The following is a 17,977-nucleotide window of genomic DNA, read 5'->3' as shown; positions in this document are numbered from 1 at the left end:
CTCCGTTCCGCTGTTCTATGAGATCACCAAGGGCTAGTCTCTAACCCTTCCCCGTGGGGCGGCAGCGACATCGCTGCCGCCCCACGCACGCGCTGACGGAGCCGGTTCGCCGCACCCGACTTGCCCTTCCGTGAGGACACCTCACGCGGTAGCGTTTTCTGTATATACGAATACGGCGTAGCCGAATTAGATTGGCTGCGTGTAATCGCACTGATTCTCTTGGTGCCGGTCGAAATATATGGAGGTATTCAAAATGACCAAAGAAGACGATCTCAAGACCACCTACCTCAGTTACATCGAGGCAATCAACCTGCGCCAATTCGATCGAATGAGTGAGTTCGCGCACGATCGCCTGACATTCAATGGGGAGTCGGTGACGCGAGAGGACTACGTGGCCACGATGCGTGGACACATGGACGCGGTGAAGGATTTCGTCTGGAAGCTCGAGGATCTCGTCATCCAGGGCGATCATGTGGCCGCACGGCTAACTGACACCGGAACACCGGTGAAGACGTGGCTCGGTATAGAGCCGACAGGCGCCGAGGTAGAGTTTACGGAGTACGCGTTTTATCACTTTCGTGATGGCCGTTTCGAACACATGTGGTATCTGTTGGACGCCCTGACAATCGAAGACCAGTTGAAAACACACGTCTAGTCCCGACCGAGGAGGGCGCGGGGTGCCCAACGGTCGTCGACTCCCCATCTGGGCCGGGCGCACCGCCGCACTGCTGGGCATAATGCTCGTGGCGTTCAGCCTTCGGCAGGCGGTGGCAGCGATATCGCCGATCCTCGGCGACATCCGCGCGGATATTCCGATCTCGAGCCTCGGCGTCGGATTACTCGGCACCCTGCCGCCCGTCTTGTTCGCCGCGTCTGGTTTCATCGCGCCACGGGTCGCGCGCGGAATCGGTCTCGACGGCGGCATCGTGCTCTCGCTGCTGCTGATGACCTCAGGCCACATCGTTCGGGCAGTATCCCCGAATTTTGCGGTACTGGTCGTCGGCAGCATCGTGGCGTTCGCCGGTACGGGGATCGGCAACGTTCTACTGCCGTCCATCGTTCGACGCTACTTTCCCGACCGGGTCGCCGTGCTGACCGCGGTATACGCGTGCATTGTCGGCGTGAGCACGGCTGTGCCCGCCGCCCTGGCCGCCCCGGTTGCCGACGAGACGGGCTGGCGATTCTCGCTCGGAATCTGGTCGGTGACCTCGGCGATCGCGCTCGTTCCGTGGCTTGTGATTCTCTTCCGGCAGCGGCGCCAGCAGCTCGACGATGCCCTCTCACGCGAAGCGCCGACTCCCGCCCTTGTCACGCATCTGTGGCGGTCACGAGTCGCCCTGTCGATCACCCTGGCATTCTCGACCAGCACCATCTGCACCTACGCGGCCTTCGCATGGTTGCCCGAAATTCTCGTAGACATCGCCGGGTCGACACCTACCGAGGCCGGGATTCTCCTTGCGGTCACCGGCCTCATCAGTGTGCCGGGTTCGCTCGTCGCGCCCCTGCTGGTCTCACGGTTGCGTAACGTCGCCTGGCTCATCGGCGTGGGTATCGCGAGCTTCGTTCTCGGCTACCTCGGGCTGCTCTTCGCCCCCGACGCACTCACTCTGCTGTGGGTGCTGCTCATCGGCTCCGGCTCGATACTGTTCCCGGTGAGTCTCGTGCTCATCAACGTGCGCACCCGAACCCACGCCGGCACGGTTGCACTGAGTGGCTTCGCCCAGGGGACCGCGTACGCGCTCGGCGCACTCGGCCCGCTTCTCGTGGGGCTGCTCCACGATCTGAGCGACGGGTGGATCCTGCCGCTGCTCTTCCTTGTGGCTGTCGCGCTTGTGGCCATCCTTCCGGCCATCACACTGGCCAAGCTGGCGTTCGTGGAAGACGAGCTCTCCAGCTAGGACCGTATCGACCCATGATCCGGTGCACGCACGGGGCTCATCAAATCGACGAGTCGACTCACGCAGATCGGGACGCTGTTTCCAGGTTGCTGCGAAGAGATGCGCCGAGGTCGGGGTCGACGTTGGTCCAGTACTGGATTGCGCGCTCCCGGATCTCTGGGACTGTGGTGGCGCCGACCGCACCGGTGATCGTCTCGAGGAATCGCGCCTTGGCGGCGTCGTCGAACACCTCGCGGTATAGCGTGCCGGGCTGGCCGAAGTCGCTGTCCTCCGAGTGCAGCGTGGCGGCCGAACGCACGAGCTCGCCGTCCGACTCCCAGCTGCCGACTCCCGCGCGTTGCGGGTCGGCCACGGGGCCGCCGAACGAGTTCGGGGCGTAGACCGGAGCCGAGGCCGGCTTGAAGCCGTGGCGGGCCGCGCCGTCCTGCGAGTAGCTGTTCACGGGCGACCTGGGCGCGTTCACCGGGAGCTCGTTGTAGTTCGTACCCACGCGGTATCGCTGCGCGTCGGGGTAGGAGAACACGCGGGCCATCAGCATCTTGTCGGGGCTGATGTCGATGCCGGGTACCGTGTTCGCGGGCGAGAAAGCGGCCTGCTCGATCTCGGCGAAGAAATTCTCCGGGTTGCGGTTGAGCGTGTGCGTTCCTACCTTGACCAGAGGGTAGTCGGCGTGCGGCCAGACCTTGGTCACGTCGAAGGGGTTGAAGCGGTACGACTTGGCCTCGTCGTAAGGCATGATCTGCACCGAGATGTCCCACGAGGGGAAGTTGCCCTGGGTGATCGCGTCGTGCAGGTCGCGGCGGTAATAGTCGGCGTCGGCACCGGCTATGTGCTGCGCTTCGTCTCCACCCATCTCGATGTTGCCCTGGTTCGAGACGAAGTGGTACTTCACCCAGAAGCGTTCGCCGGCAGCATTGATCCACTGATACGTGTGAGATCCGAATCCGGGCATTTCACGCCACGAGCGAGGCAGTCCACGGTCGCCCATGAGGTAGGTGACCTGGTGTGCCGACTCGGGTGAGAGCGTCCAGAAGTCCCATTGCATGTCGGCGTCGCGCAGGCCGGAACCCGGCAGACGCTTCTGTGAATGGATGAAGTCGGGGAACTTGATGCCGTCGCGGATGAAGAAGACGGGAGTGTTGTTGCCGACGATGTCGTAGTTGCCCTCAGAGGTGTAGAACTTCACTGAGAACCCGCGCACGTCGCGCCACGTGTCGGGAGAGCCCTGTTCGCCCGCGACCGAAGAGAATCGCTGGAGGGTGGGAGTGGATGCACCGGGCTGGAAGACCGCGGCTGAGGTGTATTCGGATACGTCGCCGGTGACGACGAATTCGCCGTGTGCTCCGCCACCCTTGGCGTGGACGACACGCTCGGGAATGCGCTCGCGCGCGAACTGGGCCAGCTTCTCGACGAGATAGCGGTCGTGCAGGGCGGTGACGCCGTCGGCGCCCGCGGTGAGGGAGTGGGCGTCGCTCGGAACAGCGGAACCCGTCTGGCTTGTCGTGTACCGGTCATCAGTCATGGATCTAACCGACCCTTCTCACTCGTATTCGGTCGAAATTCGGAGATGAAGAACTAGCTGTGGGTACACCGTAGCCATAATTATTCGGGGGAGCAACGGCAGTCTGGACCGTTCGAGAAGAGAGGCAGAACTACCGAGCGGGGTGCGCAATTACAGGTTGACAGGCCGGGCAGACTTGGGATTGCCGCCCCGCCGGCGGGGGATCCGCCCCGCCGGCGAGGCTTCGACGTTCGACCTCAGACTTGAGCGGAATAGAAGCTGGCGGGGTCCCCGGCAAGGCTGGATTTGACCGACCGGGTCCACTGGTCGAGGAGGACCTCCCAGGTCTTGGTTTCAACGCCATCGAGCACAGCGCTGACGACGTCGGCCGGCGCAAGCTTCTCGCCGTCGAAGCCGCTGGTCATGTCGGTGTCGGCAAGCCCGAGGTGGACGCCGGTGACGACCGTCCCCTGTGATTGAAGTTCGATCCTCACACTGTTTGTCAGTGCCCATTCGGCCGCCTTGGCTACGTGGTACGCGTTGTCGCCCGGGTAGGCAAACCACGACATCGCCGACAGCATGTTCACGATTGCGCCGCCGTTGTTGCGTCCAAGGATGGGCGCGAAGGCGCGGACCATGTTCAGGGTGCCGTAGAAGTGCGTGTCCAATTCCGAACGAATCAGGCCAAGGTCGCCATCGACGAGGTTCTGCCACGTGTTGTTGCCAGCGTTGTTGACCAGCAACGTGACGTCGCCCGCACGCTCGGCGGCGGCACGTACCTGGTCGGGGTTCGTGACGTCGAGCTCGAGAGCCTCGACGCCCGGGATGTCGATATCAGCGATGTTCCTAGCGGCCGCGTATACCTTCGACGCTCCGCGGTCCAAGAGTCCCTCGGCGAAGCTCCGGCCGAGACCGCGATTGGCTCCGGTTACAAGTGCAATTGATCCTTCAATATTCATAGTCGCGAGCCTAAAACCTGACGCTAACGTCAAGGGCAAGTATATTTTGGAAAAACATCGGTGTCTCTTCAACAAGCAGACAGGGGAGGCTCGTCTACAGCCGACCATGGCCTGCGTCGAGGAGCTCATCCATGGGCGAGGATTTGTAGTTGAAGCACGCCGACGCCGGCGGCCGCGACGGACAACAGTAGCGCCGCGCGTTGCCACCACGGCAGCTTGATTCCGCGGACCGCCAAGGCGGTGATGACGACGAGCGTTGCGACGAGGCTCACTGCGGCCAGCCACAGCGCGGTCGACGTCGACCCGAGTCCTAGGGCGGAGAGTGCCAACAAGACGACTGGTGCCAGGATAACGACCACGGCGCCGAGACAGGCGCGGATCACGTGGCGTACCTCTGCGATGGAGAAAAATCGATCATGGACAACCATGTGAGAAAGCAACTCGGCCATCAGGGCGGCGACGACTGTCGCGCCGGCCGTCACGGCCACGACGGAGAGGGCTTCCGTCGCCGTCGTCTCCGGGTGGGTGATCAAAATAAGGATCACTGATAGGGATGTGAACGCGACGTAGATGCCTTCGCGGAGCGAGTTGGTCTGCTGAGAAGGCGTGGCCCTGGAGGCGAAGCGCCTCCGAGAGAAATTGTCGCGAGAAGTATCAATGACTACAGTGTAGCCATAATGACTATTGATACTGATGTTCTGATTATCGGGGCTGGCGCAAGCGGACTGACGCTGGCATGTGACCTGGAGCGTCGCGGTGTGCGGTATCGGATCATCGAGGCGTCCGAGCACGGCTTCCAGGGTTCGCGAGCCAAGGGTGTTCAACCGCGAACGGCCGAGGTCTTCGATGACCTCGGAGTTCTCGAGGCACTCGAACCGCGATCCACTCTCTATCCGCCGCTCGGGCTGCACATAGGCCCATTCGCCCTACGACGTACGATGATCAAAATTCATAAGGCGTCGCCCGACATCCCGTATCCCAACACGCTCCTCGCGCCTCAGAATGCCACGGACCTGTCGCTCCGCGAACGACTCCAACAACTTGGCGGGCACGTGGCGTATGGCACGAGACTGATCTCGTATGAGCAGGATGCGCTAGGGCTCTCGGCGGTCATCGAGAATGGCGAGGGTCGAAGCACGATCCGCACCCGGTTCCTGATCGGAGCTGATGGTGGATCAAGTACGGTGCGCCGGGGCGCAGGTATTCCGTTCGTTGGAACCACCGACGAAAGCGATCGAATGATTGTGGCGGACCTCGATCTCACCGGACTTTCACGCACACGATGGCATATCTGGCCACGCAATGGAGGCCGATTCATGGCACTCTGCCCCCTCCCGGCAGGGCCGTTCCAGTTGATGCTCAGGCTCAAACCCGCCGATCCGGCACATCTTGACCAAGCCGCGATCGAGTCACTGGTGAGGCAATACACCGACCGCGTTGGATTGAAGGTGCGCAAAGTTCTGTGGTCATCCGTCTGGAGACCCAACATTCGACTCGCTGAACGGTATCGCCGGGGCAATGTGCTGCTCGTTGGAGATGCGGCACACGTGCACCCTCCCACCGGAGCGCAGGGTTTGAACACCGGCGTTCAAGACGCCTACAACATGGGTTGGAAGTTGGCGCAGGTCATCGCGGGTGCGCCCGATGCGCTGCTGGACAGCTACGAGAGCGAACGGAGGCCGGTCGCCGCTCGTGTGCTCGGTCTGGCTACGGCCCTCTATGCGAATTTGAAGGATCGCCCGCTGGCGGCTGCCGCTCGCGGAGACGAGGAACGGCAGCTCGCACTCAGCTATCGGGGTGGTGCTCTGGCTCCCATGGCAGACAGTTCACGCGAACCGGGGGCTTCGGTGATGCCGGGGGATCGTGCACCCGATTCATCATATATCGACGCCGAGAAGAGGCAGGGGACACTCTTCGACCGGTTCAGGGGACCACACTTCACTCTCATCGCGATAGGCAGCACCGCCATACTCGAGGCACATCAGATGGCCTGGCCACAAACCGGCGCGGGACTGGAGTTCCTTCTCCTCGAAGGCCAGGGGAATGCAGACTTTCGCCGAATCTATGGTGTCGACGACGCGCTGGTACTCGTTCGCCCGGACGGATACGTTGCCGCCGTTGCCACAACTGCGAATGCTCTGCAAGCATCACCCCAGCTGACGACTCTGCTGCCGCAGTAAACATCCGGAGAAGTGATCACATGACCGGACTCGAGACCCTCGTTCTCATCGGATTGACGATTTTCTTCGGTGGTGCGTTTGCGGCGAAGGTAAAACTCCCGCCGCCGCTCGTGCTCCTTGTCATCGGCGCGGGTTTGGGCTTCATTCCTGTTCTCTCGGATGTCGCGCTGCCGCCCGACGTGGTGATTCTCCTTTTTCTGCCCGCCCTCCTGTATTGGGAGTCACTGAACTCATCGCTTCGCGAAATTCGCAGAAATATCCGGGTCATCGCCCTCGCATCCGTCGTGCTCGTGTTGATCACGGCTGCAGTGGTCGCCCTCATAGCGAGTGCATGCGGTCTCCCATGGCCGGTAGCGCTTCTCCTCGGCGCAATTCTCGCCCCGACGGACGCGACGGCAGTTGCGTCGGTCATCGACCGCTTGCCCCGACGCGCGGGCACCATATTGCGCACAGAGAGTCTCGTCAACGACGGCACCGCGCTCGTGCTCTATGCGATCGCTCTCGGCTCGGTGGTCAGCGGATCCTCGATATCTCTTGGAGGCGCAATCATTCGGTTCGTCGCATCCTACGCATTCGGTATCGCTATTGGATTGGTGGTCGGACTAGCGGTGGTTCAGCTGCGCAAGCTCGTGCGAGACCGTCGGCTCGCGAACACGCTCAGTATCCTCACCCCGTTCCTAGCCTTCCTTCCGGCGGAGTTCTTCGGAGTATCCGGAGTCGTAGCCGTCGTATCGTGCGGGTTGCTCCTCAGCCAGACCGGGCCGACCCTGATAACAGCAAGCATGCGTGCTCAATCGTTCGGGTTCTGGCAGCTCAGCACATACATTCTGAACAGCTCTCTGTTCGTCCTGATTGGATTCGAGCTTCATGCGGTCGCTTCCGGTTTGGGCTCGGAGTGGATTGGGTCCGTTGCGTTCGGCGCGCTCATCGCTGTCGTTGTCTTCGTCACCCGACTCGTCTGGTTCAACACGCCGCCATACATTATTCGTCTGGCAGACCGTCGCCCGCAGCAGCGGTCGCGCCGAATCGGATTTCGCGGTCGAGTACCCAATGCCTAGGCGGGCTTCCGGGGAGCAGTATCGCTTGCTGCCGCGCTTGCCATACCGACTGAGACGAACGCAGGAGACCCGTTCCCGTTTCGTGACCTCATTATCGCCAGTACCTTCATAGTCATCCTCTTCACCCTGACCGTTCAGGGCCTGACGATGCCGGCGATCGTCCGGTGGGCAAGACTGCCGGCCGACCCGACGGAACTCGACGAGGAACTGCTTGCCGACCAGGCCGGCATTCGCGCCGAGTTGAACGCTCTTGCTGAAACGGCGAAAGCCATCAGAACATCTGCTGCCACTGCTGACGCTGTCCGCGCGAGTTTGGAGACCCGACTGGCGCGAATCTACAGAGAAGACGGGAATCCGGGCGCTGCTCGGAGGGCTGAGAATCAAACCGACGAGGAATCTCATTTGAGAACGGCATTGCTGCCCTTCAAGCGTCAGGCGATTCATGAACTTCGGCGGACAGGGGCGATAGACGATGTCGTGCTGAGACGCGTAACGGCTCGTGTAGATCTCGAAGAACTTCGGCTATCGGCCTTCGACAACGCCGAGGTCGACCGGAACGAGTAGAAACGGCGTTTCCTCGGAATGCCGACGAGTCATGCCTGTCGTCGTGCTCGGCTGCTAGTCTTTTCTGACGTTCGCGTCAGAGGTAGTGTTTTCGGTAGCGTTCGTGAGAGGACCTGAGTTGCGAATAGGCGAGCTTGCTCAATCCACGGGAGTGAGCCCCCGCGCACTGCGCTACTACGAGGAGCAAGGTCTGCTCGTTGCCGATCGAAGCACCTCAGGTCAGCGGAACTACGCCGACTCCGCGGTTGAAAAGGTGCTCTTTTTCCAAGACATGTATGCGGCCGGTCTCAGTAGTCGGAACATCGCGACGCTTCTGCCGTGCATCGAGAGTGGCCATACCACTGCCGAACAACGTGACATGCTCGAATTCGAGCGAAATCGCATCCGGATGCGCGTGGGCCAACTGACGTCAGCCCTCGACCGGCTCGACGGCGTCATAGCCGCAACGGGAGCGCACCCTTAGTCAGGCCCTGACTATTTAAGGACGGCGCCCCTTGAGGGCGGTAGTAACGAAGCTCAGCAGCATGGCGGCGGCGAGACCCGCACCTATGCCTACGGCGGTATCGAACAGGCGAAGGAGCGGCTGTATCCAGCCGGGTGCAGGAGAAGCGAGGTCGGCCACGACCAGGACAACCACTGACGTTATTCCGGTCAGCGCAGCATCCTCGGGTCGTCCGATCACCACGGCGATGAGGGTGCCGATAGCGACTACTGCCCCGATTCCGACTGGCACCACGGGAAAAATGAGCAGATACACGAAGCAGATGGCAAAGCTCAGTGCGGTGGCGGCAAGCCGGGTCCAAGCGCTTTTTGAGCCTTCCCTGACGCTGGCCCGATAAACAAAAATTGTCGCGAGCACTGCCCACATCCCGCCGATTTCAACCGAATTCTTGGGCTCACCGAGCAGCGGCCCGACCAACAGGACCATCAGGAGGTAGACGCAACTGCAGACCACTCCAAGCAGGACTGCGGCGATAAAGTCACGGAGGGTAGGAGCAGTCAGGCGCATTTCATCCCTCGCAGACGGTGAGCACGTGTGCCCAGAGCACGGTGGCGGCACACGTCATGGCTGCCTGACCGCGCTCACTGCGGCGAGAATGACGTCGGCGACTTCGTCTGCATGCGAGATGAGGGTCGCATGCGAGCCGCCCTCGACCTCAGTCACGGTTGAGCCGAACTTCCTGGACTTGTCTCGCTGATAGTCGGGATTGATGACCTTGTCTTCGGTTCCGAAGATCCACCAGGTCGGAACGGCCTTCCACGCGGGTTCCACAGTGAGAGGCTCGCTCAACCCCAGGCGTGACAGAGGACGCTGGTTCGCGGCCTGGACCGCAGCAGAGGCTTCGGGGAGGTCCGCGGCGAAGACGCGGTGGTATTCTTCCTCGCGAATCGAGACTTCGGCTGTTTCGGAACCGGGATAGGTCCACGGCTGCAGGGCATCCGCGAGAGCAGGCTTCGGATAGTCTTCCGCCGACGCTCCCGCCGTTTCTCCCTTGTCGATGCCGAAAGCAGACACAAAAACGACCGCTTTGACATTCGGCTGGCCGCTTCCTGCGTATGTCACGACGGGGCCCCCGTAGCTGTGCCCGACGAGCACGACATCTCCCTCTGTCTGGGAGACCACACTCTTGACGTATTCACCGTCGAATGTGAGACCGCGCAGCGGGTTCGCCACGGTCTTTACCGTGACGCCGAAGGCCTGAAGTCGCTCAATCACGCCGCTCCACGAAGAGCCGTCCGCGAATGCACCGTGAATCAAGAGAACCGTTACTGACATGGGTATGACCTTCCGTTTGTGAAGACTTTCGCTTCGGAGTACCAACTGCACGGCGAGAGGGCGCTGCCGTCACTTATCGGGCGGCGCCCTCCCGCCGGGGAGGCGTGCTACTTCACCGACTTGGCGGCTTTGATGATTACCTGCGTCACCAGAGCGGGCTTCTCGAGCATCGACAGATGACTTGCGGCACCTTCCGTGACGTTTCCCCCGGCGCGTTTCGCCATGATCCGCTGCTGAGCTGGGGGGAGCACCTTGTCCTGCGTTCCAATGAAGAACCAGCTCGGTATCGTCTTCCAGGCAGGCTCGCTGGAGAGCGCCGTTTCTACCGCCGAACTGTTCGTGGGACTCTGGCTCGCAGCGAGCATCTTCGTCTCGACGGATGGCAGGTTCGCAGCGAAGATCGTCCTGTATTTGTCTTGGCGGATGTACGTGTCGTTTTCTCCCGGCTGCATCCCCGGAGAGTGAACCGTGGTGAAGACGGTCTTCGGGTCGACATTCAGTAAGGATCCGGGCTGGGCGGCGTTGAGGCTTTTCGCGCTCTCTCCTATGTCAGGAGCGTAAGCATCTACGTAGACGAGCGCCTCGACGTTCGGCAGACTGGTTGCGGCATTCGTGATGACGACTCCGCCATATGAATGGCCCACCAAAACGACCGGGCCCGTCGTAGCCTGCTGGATATAGCTGATCAGATAGTCCGTGTCGCTTTGCAGCCCCCTGAGAGGGTTAGGGGCAACGAGCACCTTGTATCCGGCCTTCTGCAGAGCCGTAGTTATAGGCGCGAAGCTGGATCCGTCCGCCCAAGCGCCATGCACGAGCACTATCGTCGGGCGGGGGCCGTTCGTGGAGGACGGGGCCGCGCTGGCGGCCGGCTGAGTGATTGCACTGAGCGCGGAAGAAAGAAGCACGATTGCTGCAAGAGTCAACAATCTCGTTCTGATCAAAGCGGCACTTCTGCTGAACATAAGCGTTTCCTCTCGTGGGGACGATCGTCTAATCCTCTGAAGTCTTCAGAGCTAGGTGTTCGCGCCGGACAACGGCTTGTCGTGGATGGGTCACGTGGGGGAGGGCCGGGTGTGCGGCCTACGCTCCTGCGTTTCCATGTCCGACCATCGAAAGCGGATCGATGACCGAGTCGAATGTCTCTTCATCGACGTCGCCGGATGCGAGCGCCGCTTCCTTGAGCGTCTGACCATTCGCGGATGCTGCCTCGGCGATGTGCGCCGCCTTTTGATATCCGATCACGGGGCTCAGCGCTGTGACGAGCATCAGGCTCTCACCCACGTAGTACTTAATCTTGTCGAGGTTGAGTTCAGTGCCGCTGACGGAGAAGGTGCGGAATTTCTCCATTCCGTCGGCAAGAATGCGGGCCGAGTGCAAGAAGTTGTTGATAATGATCGGCCGCATCGCGTTGAGCTCGAAGTTGCCCTGGCTTCCCGCCAATGCCACGGCCGAGTCATCGCCGAGCACCTGTATGGAGATCATGACAATCGCCTCGCACTGGGTCGGGTTCACTTTGCCGGGCATGATTGAGGAGCCCGGTTCGTTCTGCGGGAGGAGCAGTTCGGCGAACCCTGTCCGCGGGCCGGAAGCGAGCCACCTCATGTCGTTGGCGATCTTCATGAGCGCGACGGCGAGTCCGCGTAGGGCCGCATGCGCACGGACCATCGCATCCAGCGACCCTTGGGCCATGAACTTGTTCTCAGCGGTGATGAATGGTTTGCCGGTCAGCTCGGCGATCTTGGCCGCGACGTCCTTGCTGAATCCAGGGGGTGCGTTCAGGCCTGTGCCCACGGCAGTCCCCCCGAGAGCTAGGGCGAGGAGCCCTTCTCGACTGTGCTCGATCTCCTCGATGCACGCGCGGAGCTGCGCCGCGTAGCCGGACCATTCCTGGCCCACCGTGAGCGGCACGGCATCTTCGAGATGGGTGCGACCGATCTTGACTACCTTCTCCCACTGATCTGCTTTGGCCTCAATGGCCGTAGCGAGTTCTCGCGTTTGGGGGAGCAGGTGGTCGTCAATCTCCTGAAGGCTGGCGATGTGCATAGCTGTAGGGAAACTGTCGTTGCTCGACTGGCCCATGTTGACATCGTCGTTCGGCGCAACCGGAATCTGGCTTCCAAGTTTTCCGCCGAGGAGTTGCGAGGCCCTGTTGCCGATGACCTCGTTGACGTTCATGTTGCTCTGAGTGCCCGAGCCCGTCTGCCATACGAAGAGCGGGAAGTGGTCATCGAGCGACCCGCTGATGGTTTCCTCGGCAGCTTGGACGATCGCCCGAGTCTTCCAATCCTCCAGCCGTCCGCCTTGATTGTTGACCAGGGCTGCGGCTTTTTTCACGTACCCATACGCGTGATAGACCTCTTTGGGCATGTGATCGTTGCCGATCGAGAAGTGAATCAACGAGCGCTCGGTCTGCGCGCCCCAGTACTTGTCCGCAGGGACATCCACCTTTCCCATACTGTCGAATTCTTCGCGTTTTCCGCTGGCGTCGATGCCGATGGCGACGTCACGGAATTGCGGCTCGGACTTCTTGTCATTGCTCATTCTCTGGTCTCCTCCGATTTCCTGACGTCAGTCCGTATAGACCGGTTGCCACATCGCGTCTTGAACCGACTGGACGAGATTGTCGAGTGGAAGTGTCGCGACACCGTCCTCGCCGGCCGCTTTCGCCACAGCGAGGGCGACAATGGCCGACGAAGCTCGGAGGTCGTCGACCGGAGGCAAAAGCGACGCCCCCGGTAGCGAAACATCCACTTGGCTCGCCACGGCTTCGGCGGCGGCCAGCAGCATGTTGTCTGTCACATGCTTGGCACCCGAGACGATCGTTCCCAGCCCCAGGCCTGGATACAGCAGCGCGTTGTTAGCCTGGCCGATGGTGTAGGTCACTCCGTTGTAATCGACCGGGGGCACCGGGATGCCAACGGCAACGAGTGCGCGGCCGTCGGACCACTTCACGGCGTCATCGGGCATGACCTCGATCCGACTGGTCGGGTTGGACAGCGGCAGCAGGATAGGGCGTTCCACCCCTTTTGCCAGCGCCCGGACGACATCCTCAGTGAAAGCTCCGTGGTCCGTTGATGTGCCGATAAGGATATTCGGCTTGACCTTCTCGATGGTCGTGAGCAGGTCAATCTCGCCGTCGCTCCAGGACGAGACCTCAGACGAGGGGCGCGCGTAGACGGTCTGGTAGTCGGGGAGATTCTTCATGTTGTCGATCACGAGTCCGTTGATGTCGACAAGGTAGATGTTGCTTTTCGCTACCTCGGTTGTCGCTCCGTCGCGGAGCATCGCTGCATGGATCTGGTCCGCCATTCCGGTGCCGGCCGTCCCCGCGCCAAAGACAACCACTTTCTGCTCCGACCACCGGCCGCCCGTCACCTTCAGACCAGAGAACGCGGCAGCCATGACGATCGCGCCAGTGCCCTGCATGTCGTCGTTGAAGATCCGGTATTTCGCGGAGTTGTCGACAAGGATGCGGCGCGCGTTGGCGGGTCCGAAGTCTTCAAAGTGCAGAAGAGCTTTCGGGAAGAGCCGCGCCGCGGTCTTCAGGTAGGCGGCGATGAACTCGTCGTATCGCTCGCCCCTGATCCGGGCGTGCCTGTTGCCAAGATAACCAGGACTGTTGAGAAGCCCCTCGTTGTCGGTTCCGACATCCAGATTGACTGCGAGCACCCGGCTGGGGTCGATGCCCGCTGCGGCCGTGTAGATGGCTAGCTTCCCGATAGAGATGTCGGTTCCGTTCACTCCCCAGTCGCCGATGCCCAAGATCTCTTCTGAGTCAGACGCGACGATCAGATCGATGTCGTCGGTTCCGAGGCCCAGCGAACTGAACGACGTCTCGATGTCATCGAGGTGGTCGATCGAGAGATAGACGGCTCGGGAATCCCGGAAGTCAGCGGACCACTGCTCGATGGCGTCTCCGACGGTGGGGTCATACACGACGGGAAGAAGCTCAGCGATGTGATCGACCAGGAGCTTGTAGTACAGCACCTGGTTCTCGTTGTGCACGCCGTTGAGGTAGGAGTACTTATGAAGGTCCGATGGCTGCTGCTTCAATTGCGCGTAGGCGCGAGCAGCCTGCTCGTCGAGGGTCTCGACAGCTGATGGCAGGCGTCCGACGATTCCGAGCGCGTCTCGCTGCGCGAGTGTGAATGCCGTACCGCGGTTGCGGAAGCGGTCCTGGAGAATGGTGGGCGTGATGGGCATGGTGTCGCAGTCCTTTCAGTTCTCAGTAGCCGTTACTCGCTGACCGGGGTTTCCGGCTCCATGTCGTAGGAACTCTGGATCTGGTCGGGTCGCGTGCCCAGCCCATCGGTGGTCTTTTTGTCCCAAGGCGCCATGATGAGGCTCTTGGTCTCTTCGAGCATCGACTGGGGTTCGAGGTTGCGATATGTGTCCACCTCCCCGGCCGCGACCGCAGTCATGGTGGCGTAGACGGCCTCCGGATCGAACTGTGCGCGAGGAAAAGAGAGCTTCGAGTAGTCGTAGAGACGCTGCGAGGGGTCGTCCTCCCAGCTCTCCCAGGTCTGGAAGATCCGGTCATTGAACCCGGTCAAGAACGGGCCCGGGTTGACGGTTGCCACCTCGATCCCGAATTCCTGCAGCTCGAGTTTCATCGTCTCCGCGATGGCCTCGACCGCATGCTTCGATGCAGAGTAGATGCCGGTGAAGGGGTTCACGTTCAGTCCCTCCCGCGAAGAGACCCAAACGATTCGGCCTGTGCCCCTCTTGACCATCTGCTTTGCAATTCCCTGGGTGAGAAGCAGCGGGCCGGTCATGTTCACTTCCCACTCGTGACGGATGTTCGCCGCGGGGATGTCGACGACCGAGCCACCTTCACCAACGCCAGCGTTGTTCACGAGAATTTCTATGTCCCATGCGAGCGCCTTGGCTCGATCCCCTTCGACCGTCACGTCGAGCTTCTCGACCTGAAGAGTGACACCCCGGGCCGCCGCCTCTCGCTTGAGCGTCTGGACCTGGGCATAGATTTCGACGCCGGCGACGACATCGAATCCTTTCTCCGCCAGTCGCATGGCCACTTCGTGACCAAATCCGGTGCCAGCGCCGGTGATGAGAACTTTCTTCATTTCAATACCTCTGTCCTTGGTTTGTTGTACGTGCACGGCGATCAAGTCGATCGGACCGATCGGATTATTCGGGGATGGGAAATATGGGCGCAACAAATAACGCCCCACGGGACGTGAACCGTCGTTCGGGAGTGAGATGACTGGAGATTCAGCGTGAACTGTCGTTCATGCGAACGTGGGTCGAGCGAGCGAACCCGCTTTGGGCCTCGACAGCCAGAGATTCAGCCGACGCTGTTGGGATCAAGTCGATCTGTCGGAACACCGTTGTTATACGTTGCAATGCCGTTGCCCATCGACCAGTCGGCTGGTTGCACGGTGATCAGGTTGAAGAAGACATCTTCACGACGGAGATGAAGCCGCTCGTGGAGCTCATCTACGACGGCCTTGTAGAAGGATGCCTTCTGCTCCGGAGTAGCGACGTCTAGGAAGATGAGCTGGATGAAAACGCAGTCCTCAGATCGATAGATCCCGAGGTAGTCGGGATCCGCGATGATATCTCCGGGAGGGTGTTCCGTGATGACCTGAAAACGATCTTCGGGCACCCCCAAAGTCACGATCATCTTGTCGTAGACGACGTCCGCGATCGTGCGGCGATACTCAGGAGACTTACCGACCGTGAGGTCGATTCGTGCGAGTGGCATGACACATCTCTTTCTCTCATTATTCGTGGAAAAACAGGGAGACGAAGAAACAGTTACGGTTACACCGTAGCTAGAATTACCGAGCAAAAGCAACGACTTAGGTGATGCAATCGCGCGAGGATCAACTCGGTTTCAATAGCCCATGTCGCTTTTAGTAGGCCAGCTGGCTTGTCGGGCTTGTTGCGTATTTCGAAATTAGAGCTTCAATGACGACCCTGGAAAGAGGTAAAATTGCGCAACGACGGGGCGAAAATGCACGTGACGAGCAAGACGCAATGAGGGCGCGAATCGACGTACGCGACATCAGGTCGGATGACTTGCGTTTTCTCGCGGCAGTTGCGAACACGGGCAACCTGTCGTCGGCGGCGAGCGGCCTAGGCGTTGATCATTCAACGGTGTCTCGCAGGCTCAGGGCACTGGAGAAGGCTCTGAAGGCGCGTCTGATACTCAAAGGCCTGAACGGGTGGGAACTGACCGATGCCGGTCGAGCCGTGATCGGACATGCCCGGTCGGTTCAGAGCGCTGTCGAGTTAGCCGCAGAAGCAGTAGCCGACACCCGAACAGACTCGATAGTCGGTAAGGTTCGGGTAACGTCGGCCGATGGTTTCGGGACTCTTTTCGTCGTGCCGGCCATAGCGCGTGTACAAGCGAGGCATCCGAATCTTCGCGTCGAACTCGTTACGGGCGCGCGCGAACTGGCGCTGAGGGATTCGAGCTTCGACCTTGGAATAACGTTGGGTGCGCCGCCCGTATCGCGCCTTTATACCGAGCGGCTGTGTGACTACGACGCCGCCTTCTACGCCAGCCAGGACTATCTGGACAAGCACGGTGACCCTGAGTCATACGAAGAACTTCGAGCGCACTCGATTATCTACTTCGTTGACTCGCTTCAGAGAGTAAGAGAACTGAAGCTCGACGGCGAACTGGCCGAGTCCGCAGTCAACTTCAGTTCAACCAACATTTTTGCGCAAGCCGAGGCTGCACGATTGGGTATGGGGATAGTGCTGCTGCCCAAATTCATTGCGGGGACTATTCCGGCGTTGCAACCGATCGCGGCACACGTTCCATCTCAGCGCGTAGAAGTGACACTGGCGTCGCGAACAGACGCGCTGGATCGTGAGGATGTCTTAGCTGTGCGCGCGGCCCTCCACGAGGAGGTCCGAAATCGGAGGAGTGAACTCATATGGAACTCTCCGCGAGCTCACCAAGCCCACTCTACGCAAGCGGATCGTGTGTGACCCGCACGGGCATGCCTCGCGCTCCAGCGGGGGTATTGCGCAAATCTCGACGCCACGATCGAGGCGGAGTGTGTCCACTTGATCGCCTGACGGGCGCGAATTCGTTCGGTTGGGTCGATTTACACGCATAGAATCCTCGTGGAGATGTATGCCAGTAGGATCATCGATTTCTCGCTCTGACCGCAGAGATGAGGTCGCACAGCGATGGGAGACGCAAAGCAGCGCATGGACACCGTGACGATTAATGAGCCGAAGCGTGGCCCCGGACGTCCAGCCCTGGGACGAGACCGCATTGTGCAATCCGCTCTCAGTATCCTCGACGACGAAGGCAGTGAGGCGGTCACGCTGAGGGCAATCGCAAAGCGATTGTCGTCCAGTACTGCGACCATCTACCGACACGTCGAGAGCAGGTCCGAGCTTTTGGGGCTCGTGATGGACAACATCCTGGCCGAGGCGGATGCAGAGATTCGATCTGTGCTGAGGCCGGATGCAGCCTGGCACCAGGTCCTCCTGGACACGGCTACTGTCTCGTACCGGGTATTGAGAAGCCACAACGCTTCTGCGAGTTTGTTGGACAACCCATTCCCTCTTGGGCCAAACGGCATGATCGTCAGGGAGCGCATGCTGGAAGCGCTTTTGCGCACCGGCTTCCCCCCTGTTACGGCGGTCAACGCTGTTGCCACGATCTCCCATTACGTTGTTGGATTCGCCGTGCAGACCGACGCCCCAGTCACCCGATCCGCCATACGGGAACGACTCACAGGCGAGGGTAAGAACCCCTTCCCCGCAACTGCGTCTGTCGTTCACCTGCTTCCAAGACCTCTGGATGAGGAGTTCGCTTTCGGTCTCGGTCTCATTCTCAAGGCGCTCGAAGCCGAGCGGCCGGACGAGCGCGATCTTGAGCGGGAACACCCAGCGTCGTCCTAGTCGTTGCCTCCAATCGTCCGTCTCAGGGTCGAAGTTCATGTCTCGCGTGCGTTGTGGCCCGAAGGACTGCCTAGCGATGAACACGCTGTAACTCGACGATAGGTGCACAGACCTAATGAAAGCCATAGGCATTGTTTCGCACCCGCTGTG

Annotated in this window: 18 protein-coding genes; 8 read left to right on the top strand and 10 right to left on the bottom strand. The window is 60.7% G+C overall.

Annotated features, from left to right (window positions below; translation table 11 throughout):
- The first annotated feature begins 253 nt into the window (after window positions 1–253).
- Window positions 254–655 carry an ester cyclase gene (locus tag ASF06_RS18205; RefSeq protein WP_055950437.1) on the top strand — a complete coding sequence of 134 codons (402 nt, stop codon included), beginning with the start codon at window positions 254–256 and terminating at the stop codon, window positions 653–655.
- 22 nt (window positions 656–677) lie between these two features.
- Complete coding sequence (locus ASF06_RS18200; RefSeq protein ID WP_055950404.1) at window positions 678–1,898, top strand: MFS transporter; 1,221 nt, start codon at window positions 678–680, stop codon at window positions 1,896–1,898.
- Window positions 1,899–1,956: 58 nt separating this feature from the next.
- Here ASF06_RS18200 and ASF06_RS18195 read toward each other — a convergent pair whose 3' ends face one another.
- From ASF06_RS18195 to ASF06_RS19745, 3 genes are all read right to left on the bottom strand, one after another.
- Window positions 1,957–3,420: a catalase gene (locus tag ASF06_RS18195; RefSeq protein ID WP_055950402.1), complete on the bottom strand. Its 1,464-nt coding sequence runs from the start codon at window positions 3,418–3,420 to the stop codon at window positions 1,957–1,959.
- A 236-nt stretch (window positions 3,421–3,656) separates the two neighbouring features.
- Window positions 3,657–4,358, bottom strand: coding sequence for an SDR family oxidoreductase (locus ASF06_RS18190; protein WP_055950398.1), 702 nt, complete (start codon window positions 4,356–4,358; stop codon window positions 3,657–3,659).
- Window positions 4,359–4,483: 125 nt separating this feature from the next.
- On the bottom strand, window positions 4,484–5,149 hold the full coding sequence (locus ASF06_RS19745; RefSeq protein ID WP_162237724.1) for a hypothetical protein: 666 nt from the start codon (window positions 5,147–5,149) through the stop codon (window positions 4,484–4,486).
- Here ASF06_RS19745 and ASF06_RS19285 point away from each other — a divergent pair.
- The 4 genes from ASF06_RS19285 to ASF06_RS18165 all read left to right on the top strand — a co-directional run bounded on the left by ASF06_RS19285 (window position 5,036) and on the right by ASF06_RS18165 (window position 8,623).
- The gene (locus ASF06_RS19285) at window positions 5,036–6,538 is read left to right on the top strand and encodes an FAD-dependent monooxygenase (RefSeq protein WP_082501073.1); all 1,503 of its coding nucleotides are present in this window, start codon (window positions 5,036–5,038) and stop codon (window positions 6,536–6,538) included. The genes ASF06_RS19745 and ASF06_RS19285 overlap by 114 nt on opposite strands.
- Before the next feature lie 20 nt (window positions 6,539–6,558).
- Window positions 6,559–7,596 (top strand): cation:proton antiporter, encoded by a 1,038-nt coding sequence (locus tag ASF06_RS18175; RefSeq protein WP_055950388.1) that lies wholly within the window; start codon window positions 6,559–6,561, stop codon window positions 7,594–7,596.
- Window positions 7,597–7,743: 147 nt separating this feature from the next.
- Window positions 7,744–8,160, top strand: coding sequence for a hypothetical protein (locus ASF06_RS18170; RefSeq protein ID WP_055950385.1), 417 nt, complete (start codon window positions 7,744–7,746; stop codon window positions 8,158–8,160).
- A gap of 85 nt (window positions 8,161–8,245) precedes the next feature.
- Window positions 8,246–8,623 carry a MerR family transcriptional regulator gene (locus tag ASF06_RS18165; protein ID WP_326942371.1) on the top strand — a complete coding sequence of 126 codons (378 nt, stop codon included), beginning with the start codon at window positions 8,246–8,248 and terminating at the stop codon, window positions 8,621–8,623.
- A gap of 15 nt (window positions 8,624–8,638) precedes the next feature.
- Here ASF06_RS18165 and ASF06_RS18160 read toward each other — a convergent pair whose 3' ends face one another.
- The 7 genes from ASF06_RS18160 to ASF06_RS18130 form a co-directional block, all read right to left on the bottom strand.
- The gene (locus ASF06_RS18160) at window positions 8,639–9,169 is read right to left on the bottom strand and encodes an FUSC family protein (protein ID WP_055950379.1); all 531 of its coding nucleotides are present in this window, start codon (window positions 9,167–9,169) and stop codon (window positions 8,639–8,641) included.
- A 54-nt stretch (window positions 9,170–9,223) separates the two neighbouring features.
- Window positions 9,224–9,937 (bottom strand): alpha/beta fold hydrolase, encoded by a 714-nt coding sequence (locus ASF06_RS18155; protein ID WP_082501072.1) that lies wholly within the window; start codon window positions 9,935–9,937, stop codon window positions 9,224–9,226.
- Between the two features lie 107 nt (window positions 9,938–10,044).
- Window positions 10,045–10,842 (bottom strand): alpha/beta fold hydrolase, encoded by a 798-nt coding sequence (locus ASF06_RS18150; RefSeq protein WP_162237730.1) that lies wholly within the window; start codon window positions 10,840–10,842, stop codon window positions 10,045–10,047.
- 175 nt (window positions 10,843–11,017) lie between these two features.
- On the bottom strand, window positions 11,018–12,478 hold the full coding sequence (gene fumC / locus ASF06_RS18145) for a class II fumarate hydratase (RefSeq protein WP_055950370.1): 1,461 nt from the start codon (window positions 12,476–12,478) through the stop codon (window positions 11,018–11,020).
- Between the two features lie 27 nt (window positions 12,479–12,505).
- Window positions 12,506–14,140, bottom strand: a complete 1,635-nt coding sequence (locus tag ASF06_RS18140; RefSeq protein WP_055950366.1) for an NAD-dependent malic enzyme — start codon at window positions 14,138–14,140, stop codon at window positions 12,506–12,508.
- Window positions 14,141–14,172: 32 nt separating this feature from the next.
- The gene (locus ASF06_RS18135; RefSeq protein WP_055950363.1) at window positions 14,173–15,021 is read right to left on the bottom strand and encodes an SDR family oxidoreductase; all 849 of its coding nucleotides are present in this window, start codon (window positions 15,019–15,021) and stop codon (window positions 14,173–14,175) included.
- Between the two features lie 221 nt (window positions 15,022–15,242).
- Window positions 15,243–15,662, bottom strand: a complete 420-nt coding sequence (locus ASF06_RS18130; RefSeq protein WP_055950361.1) for a tautomerase family protein — start codon at window positions 15,660–15,662, stop codon at window positions 15,243–15,245.
- Between the two features lie 206 nt (window positions 15,663–15,868).
- Here ASF06_RS18130 and ASF06_RS18125 point away from each other — a divergent pair, with 206 nt between their 5' ends.
- Both ASF06_RS18125 and ASF06_RS18120 read left to right on the top strand, forming a co-directional pair.
- Window positions 15,869–16,900 (top strand): LysR family transcriptional regulator, encoded by a 1,032-nt coding sequence (locus tag ASF06_RS18125; protein WP_082501071.1) that lies wholly within the window; start codon window positions 15,869–15,871, stop codon window positions 16,898–16,900.
- Between the two features lie 225 nt (window positions 16,901–17,125).
- The gene (locus tag ASF06_RS18120) at window positions 17,126–17,827 is read left to right on the top strand and encodes a TetR/AcrR family transcriptional regulator (protein ID WP_162237729.1); all 702 of its coding nucleotides are present in this window, start codon (window positions 17,126–17,128) and stop codon (window positions 17,825–17,827) included.
- Window positions 17,828–17,977: the final 150 nt, after the last annotated feature.

Source organism: Agreia sp. Leaf244, from assembly GCF_001422695.1.
Lineage (GTDB): Bacteria > Actinomycetota > Actinomycetes > Actinomycetales > Microbacteriaceae > Agreia.
This window is presented reverse-complemented; position numbering and strand designations above follow the sequence as displayed.

Excerpts from the sequence above, each read along its gene's own strand:
- ASF06_RS18205 (WP_055950437.1), top strand. The coding sequence starts at position 254 with ATGACCAAAGAAGACGATCTCAAGACCACCTACCTCAGTTACATCGAG.
- ASF06_RS18195 (WP_055950402.1), bottom strand. The coding sequence starts at position 3,420 with ATGACTGATGACCGGTACACGACAAGCCAGACGGGTTCCGCTGTTCCG.
- ASF06_RS18190 (WP_055950398.1), bottom strand. The coding sequence starts at position 4,358 with ATGAATATTGAAGGATCAATTGCACTTGTAACCGGAGCCAATCGCGGT.
- ASF06_RS19285 (WP_082501073.1), top strand. The coding sequence starts at position 5,036 with ATGACTATTGATACTGATGTTCTGATTATCGGGGCTGGCGCAAGCGGA.
- ASF06_RS18175 (WP_055950388.1), top strand. The coding sequence starts at position 6,559 with ATGACCGGACTCGAGACCCTCGTTCTCATCGGATTGACGATTTTCTTC.
- ASF06_RS18170 (WP_055950385.1), top strand. The coding sequence starts at position 7,744 with ATGCCGGCGATCGTCCGGTGGGCAAGACTGCCGGCCGACCCGACGGAA.
- ASF06_RS18160 (WP_055950379.1), bottom strand. The coding sequence starts at position 9,169 with ATGCGCCTGACTGCTCCTACCCTCCGTGACTTTATCGCCGCAGTCCTG.
- ASF06_RS18155 (WP_082501072.1), bottom strand. The coding sequence starts at position 9,937 with ATGTCAGTAACGGTTCTCTTGATTCACGGTGCATTCGCGGACGGCTCT.
- fumC (WP_055950370.1), bottom strand. The coding sequence starts at position 12,478 with ATGAGCAATGACAAGAAGTCCGAGCCGCAATTCCGTGACGTCGCCATC.
- ASF06_RS18140 (WP_055950366.1), bottom strand. The coding sequence starts at position 14,140 with ATGCCCATCACGCCCACCATTCTCCAGGACCGCTTCCGCAACCGCGGT.
- ASF06_RS18135 (WP_055950363.1), bottom strand. The coding sequence starts at position 15,021 with ATGAAGAAAGTTCTCATCACCGGCGCTGGCACCGGATTTGGTCACGAA.
- ASF06_RS18130 (WP_055950361.1), bottom strand. The coding sequence starts at position 15,662 with ATGCCACTCGCACGAATCGACCTCACGGTCGGTAAGTCTCCTGAGTAT.
- ASF06_RS18125 (WP_082501071.1), top strand. The coding sequence starts at position 15,869 with ATGACGACCCTGGAAAGAGGTAAAATTGCGCAACGACGGGGCGAAAAT.
- ASF06_RS18120 (WP_162237729.1), top strand. The coding sequence starts at position 17,126 with ATGGACACCGTGACGATTAATGAGCCGAAGCGTGGCCCCGGACGTCCA.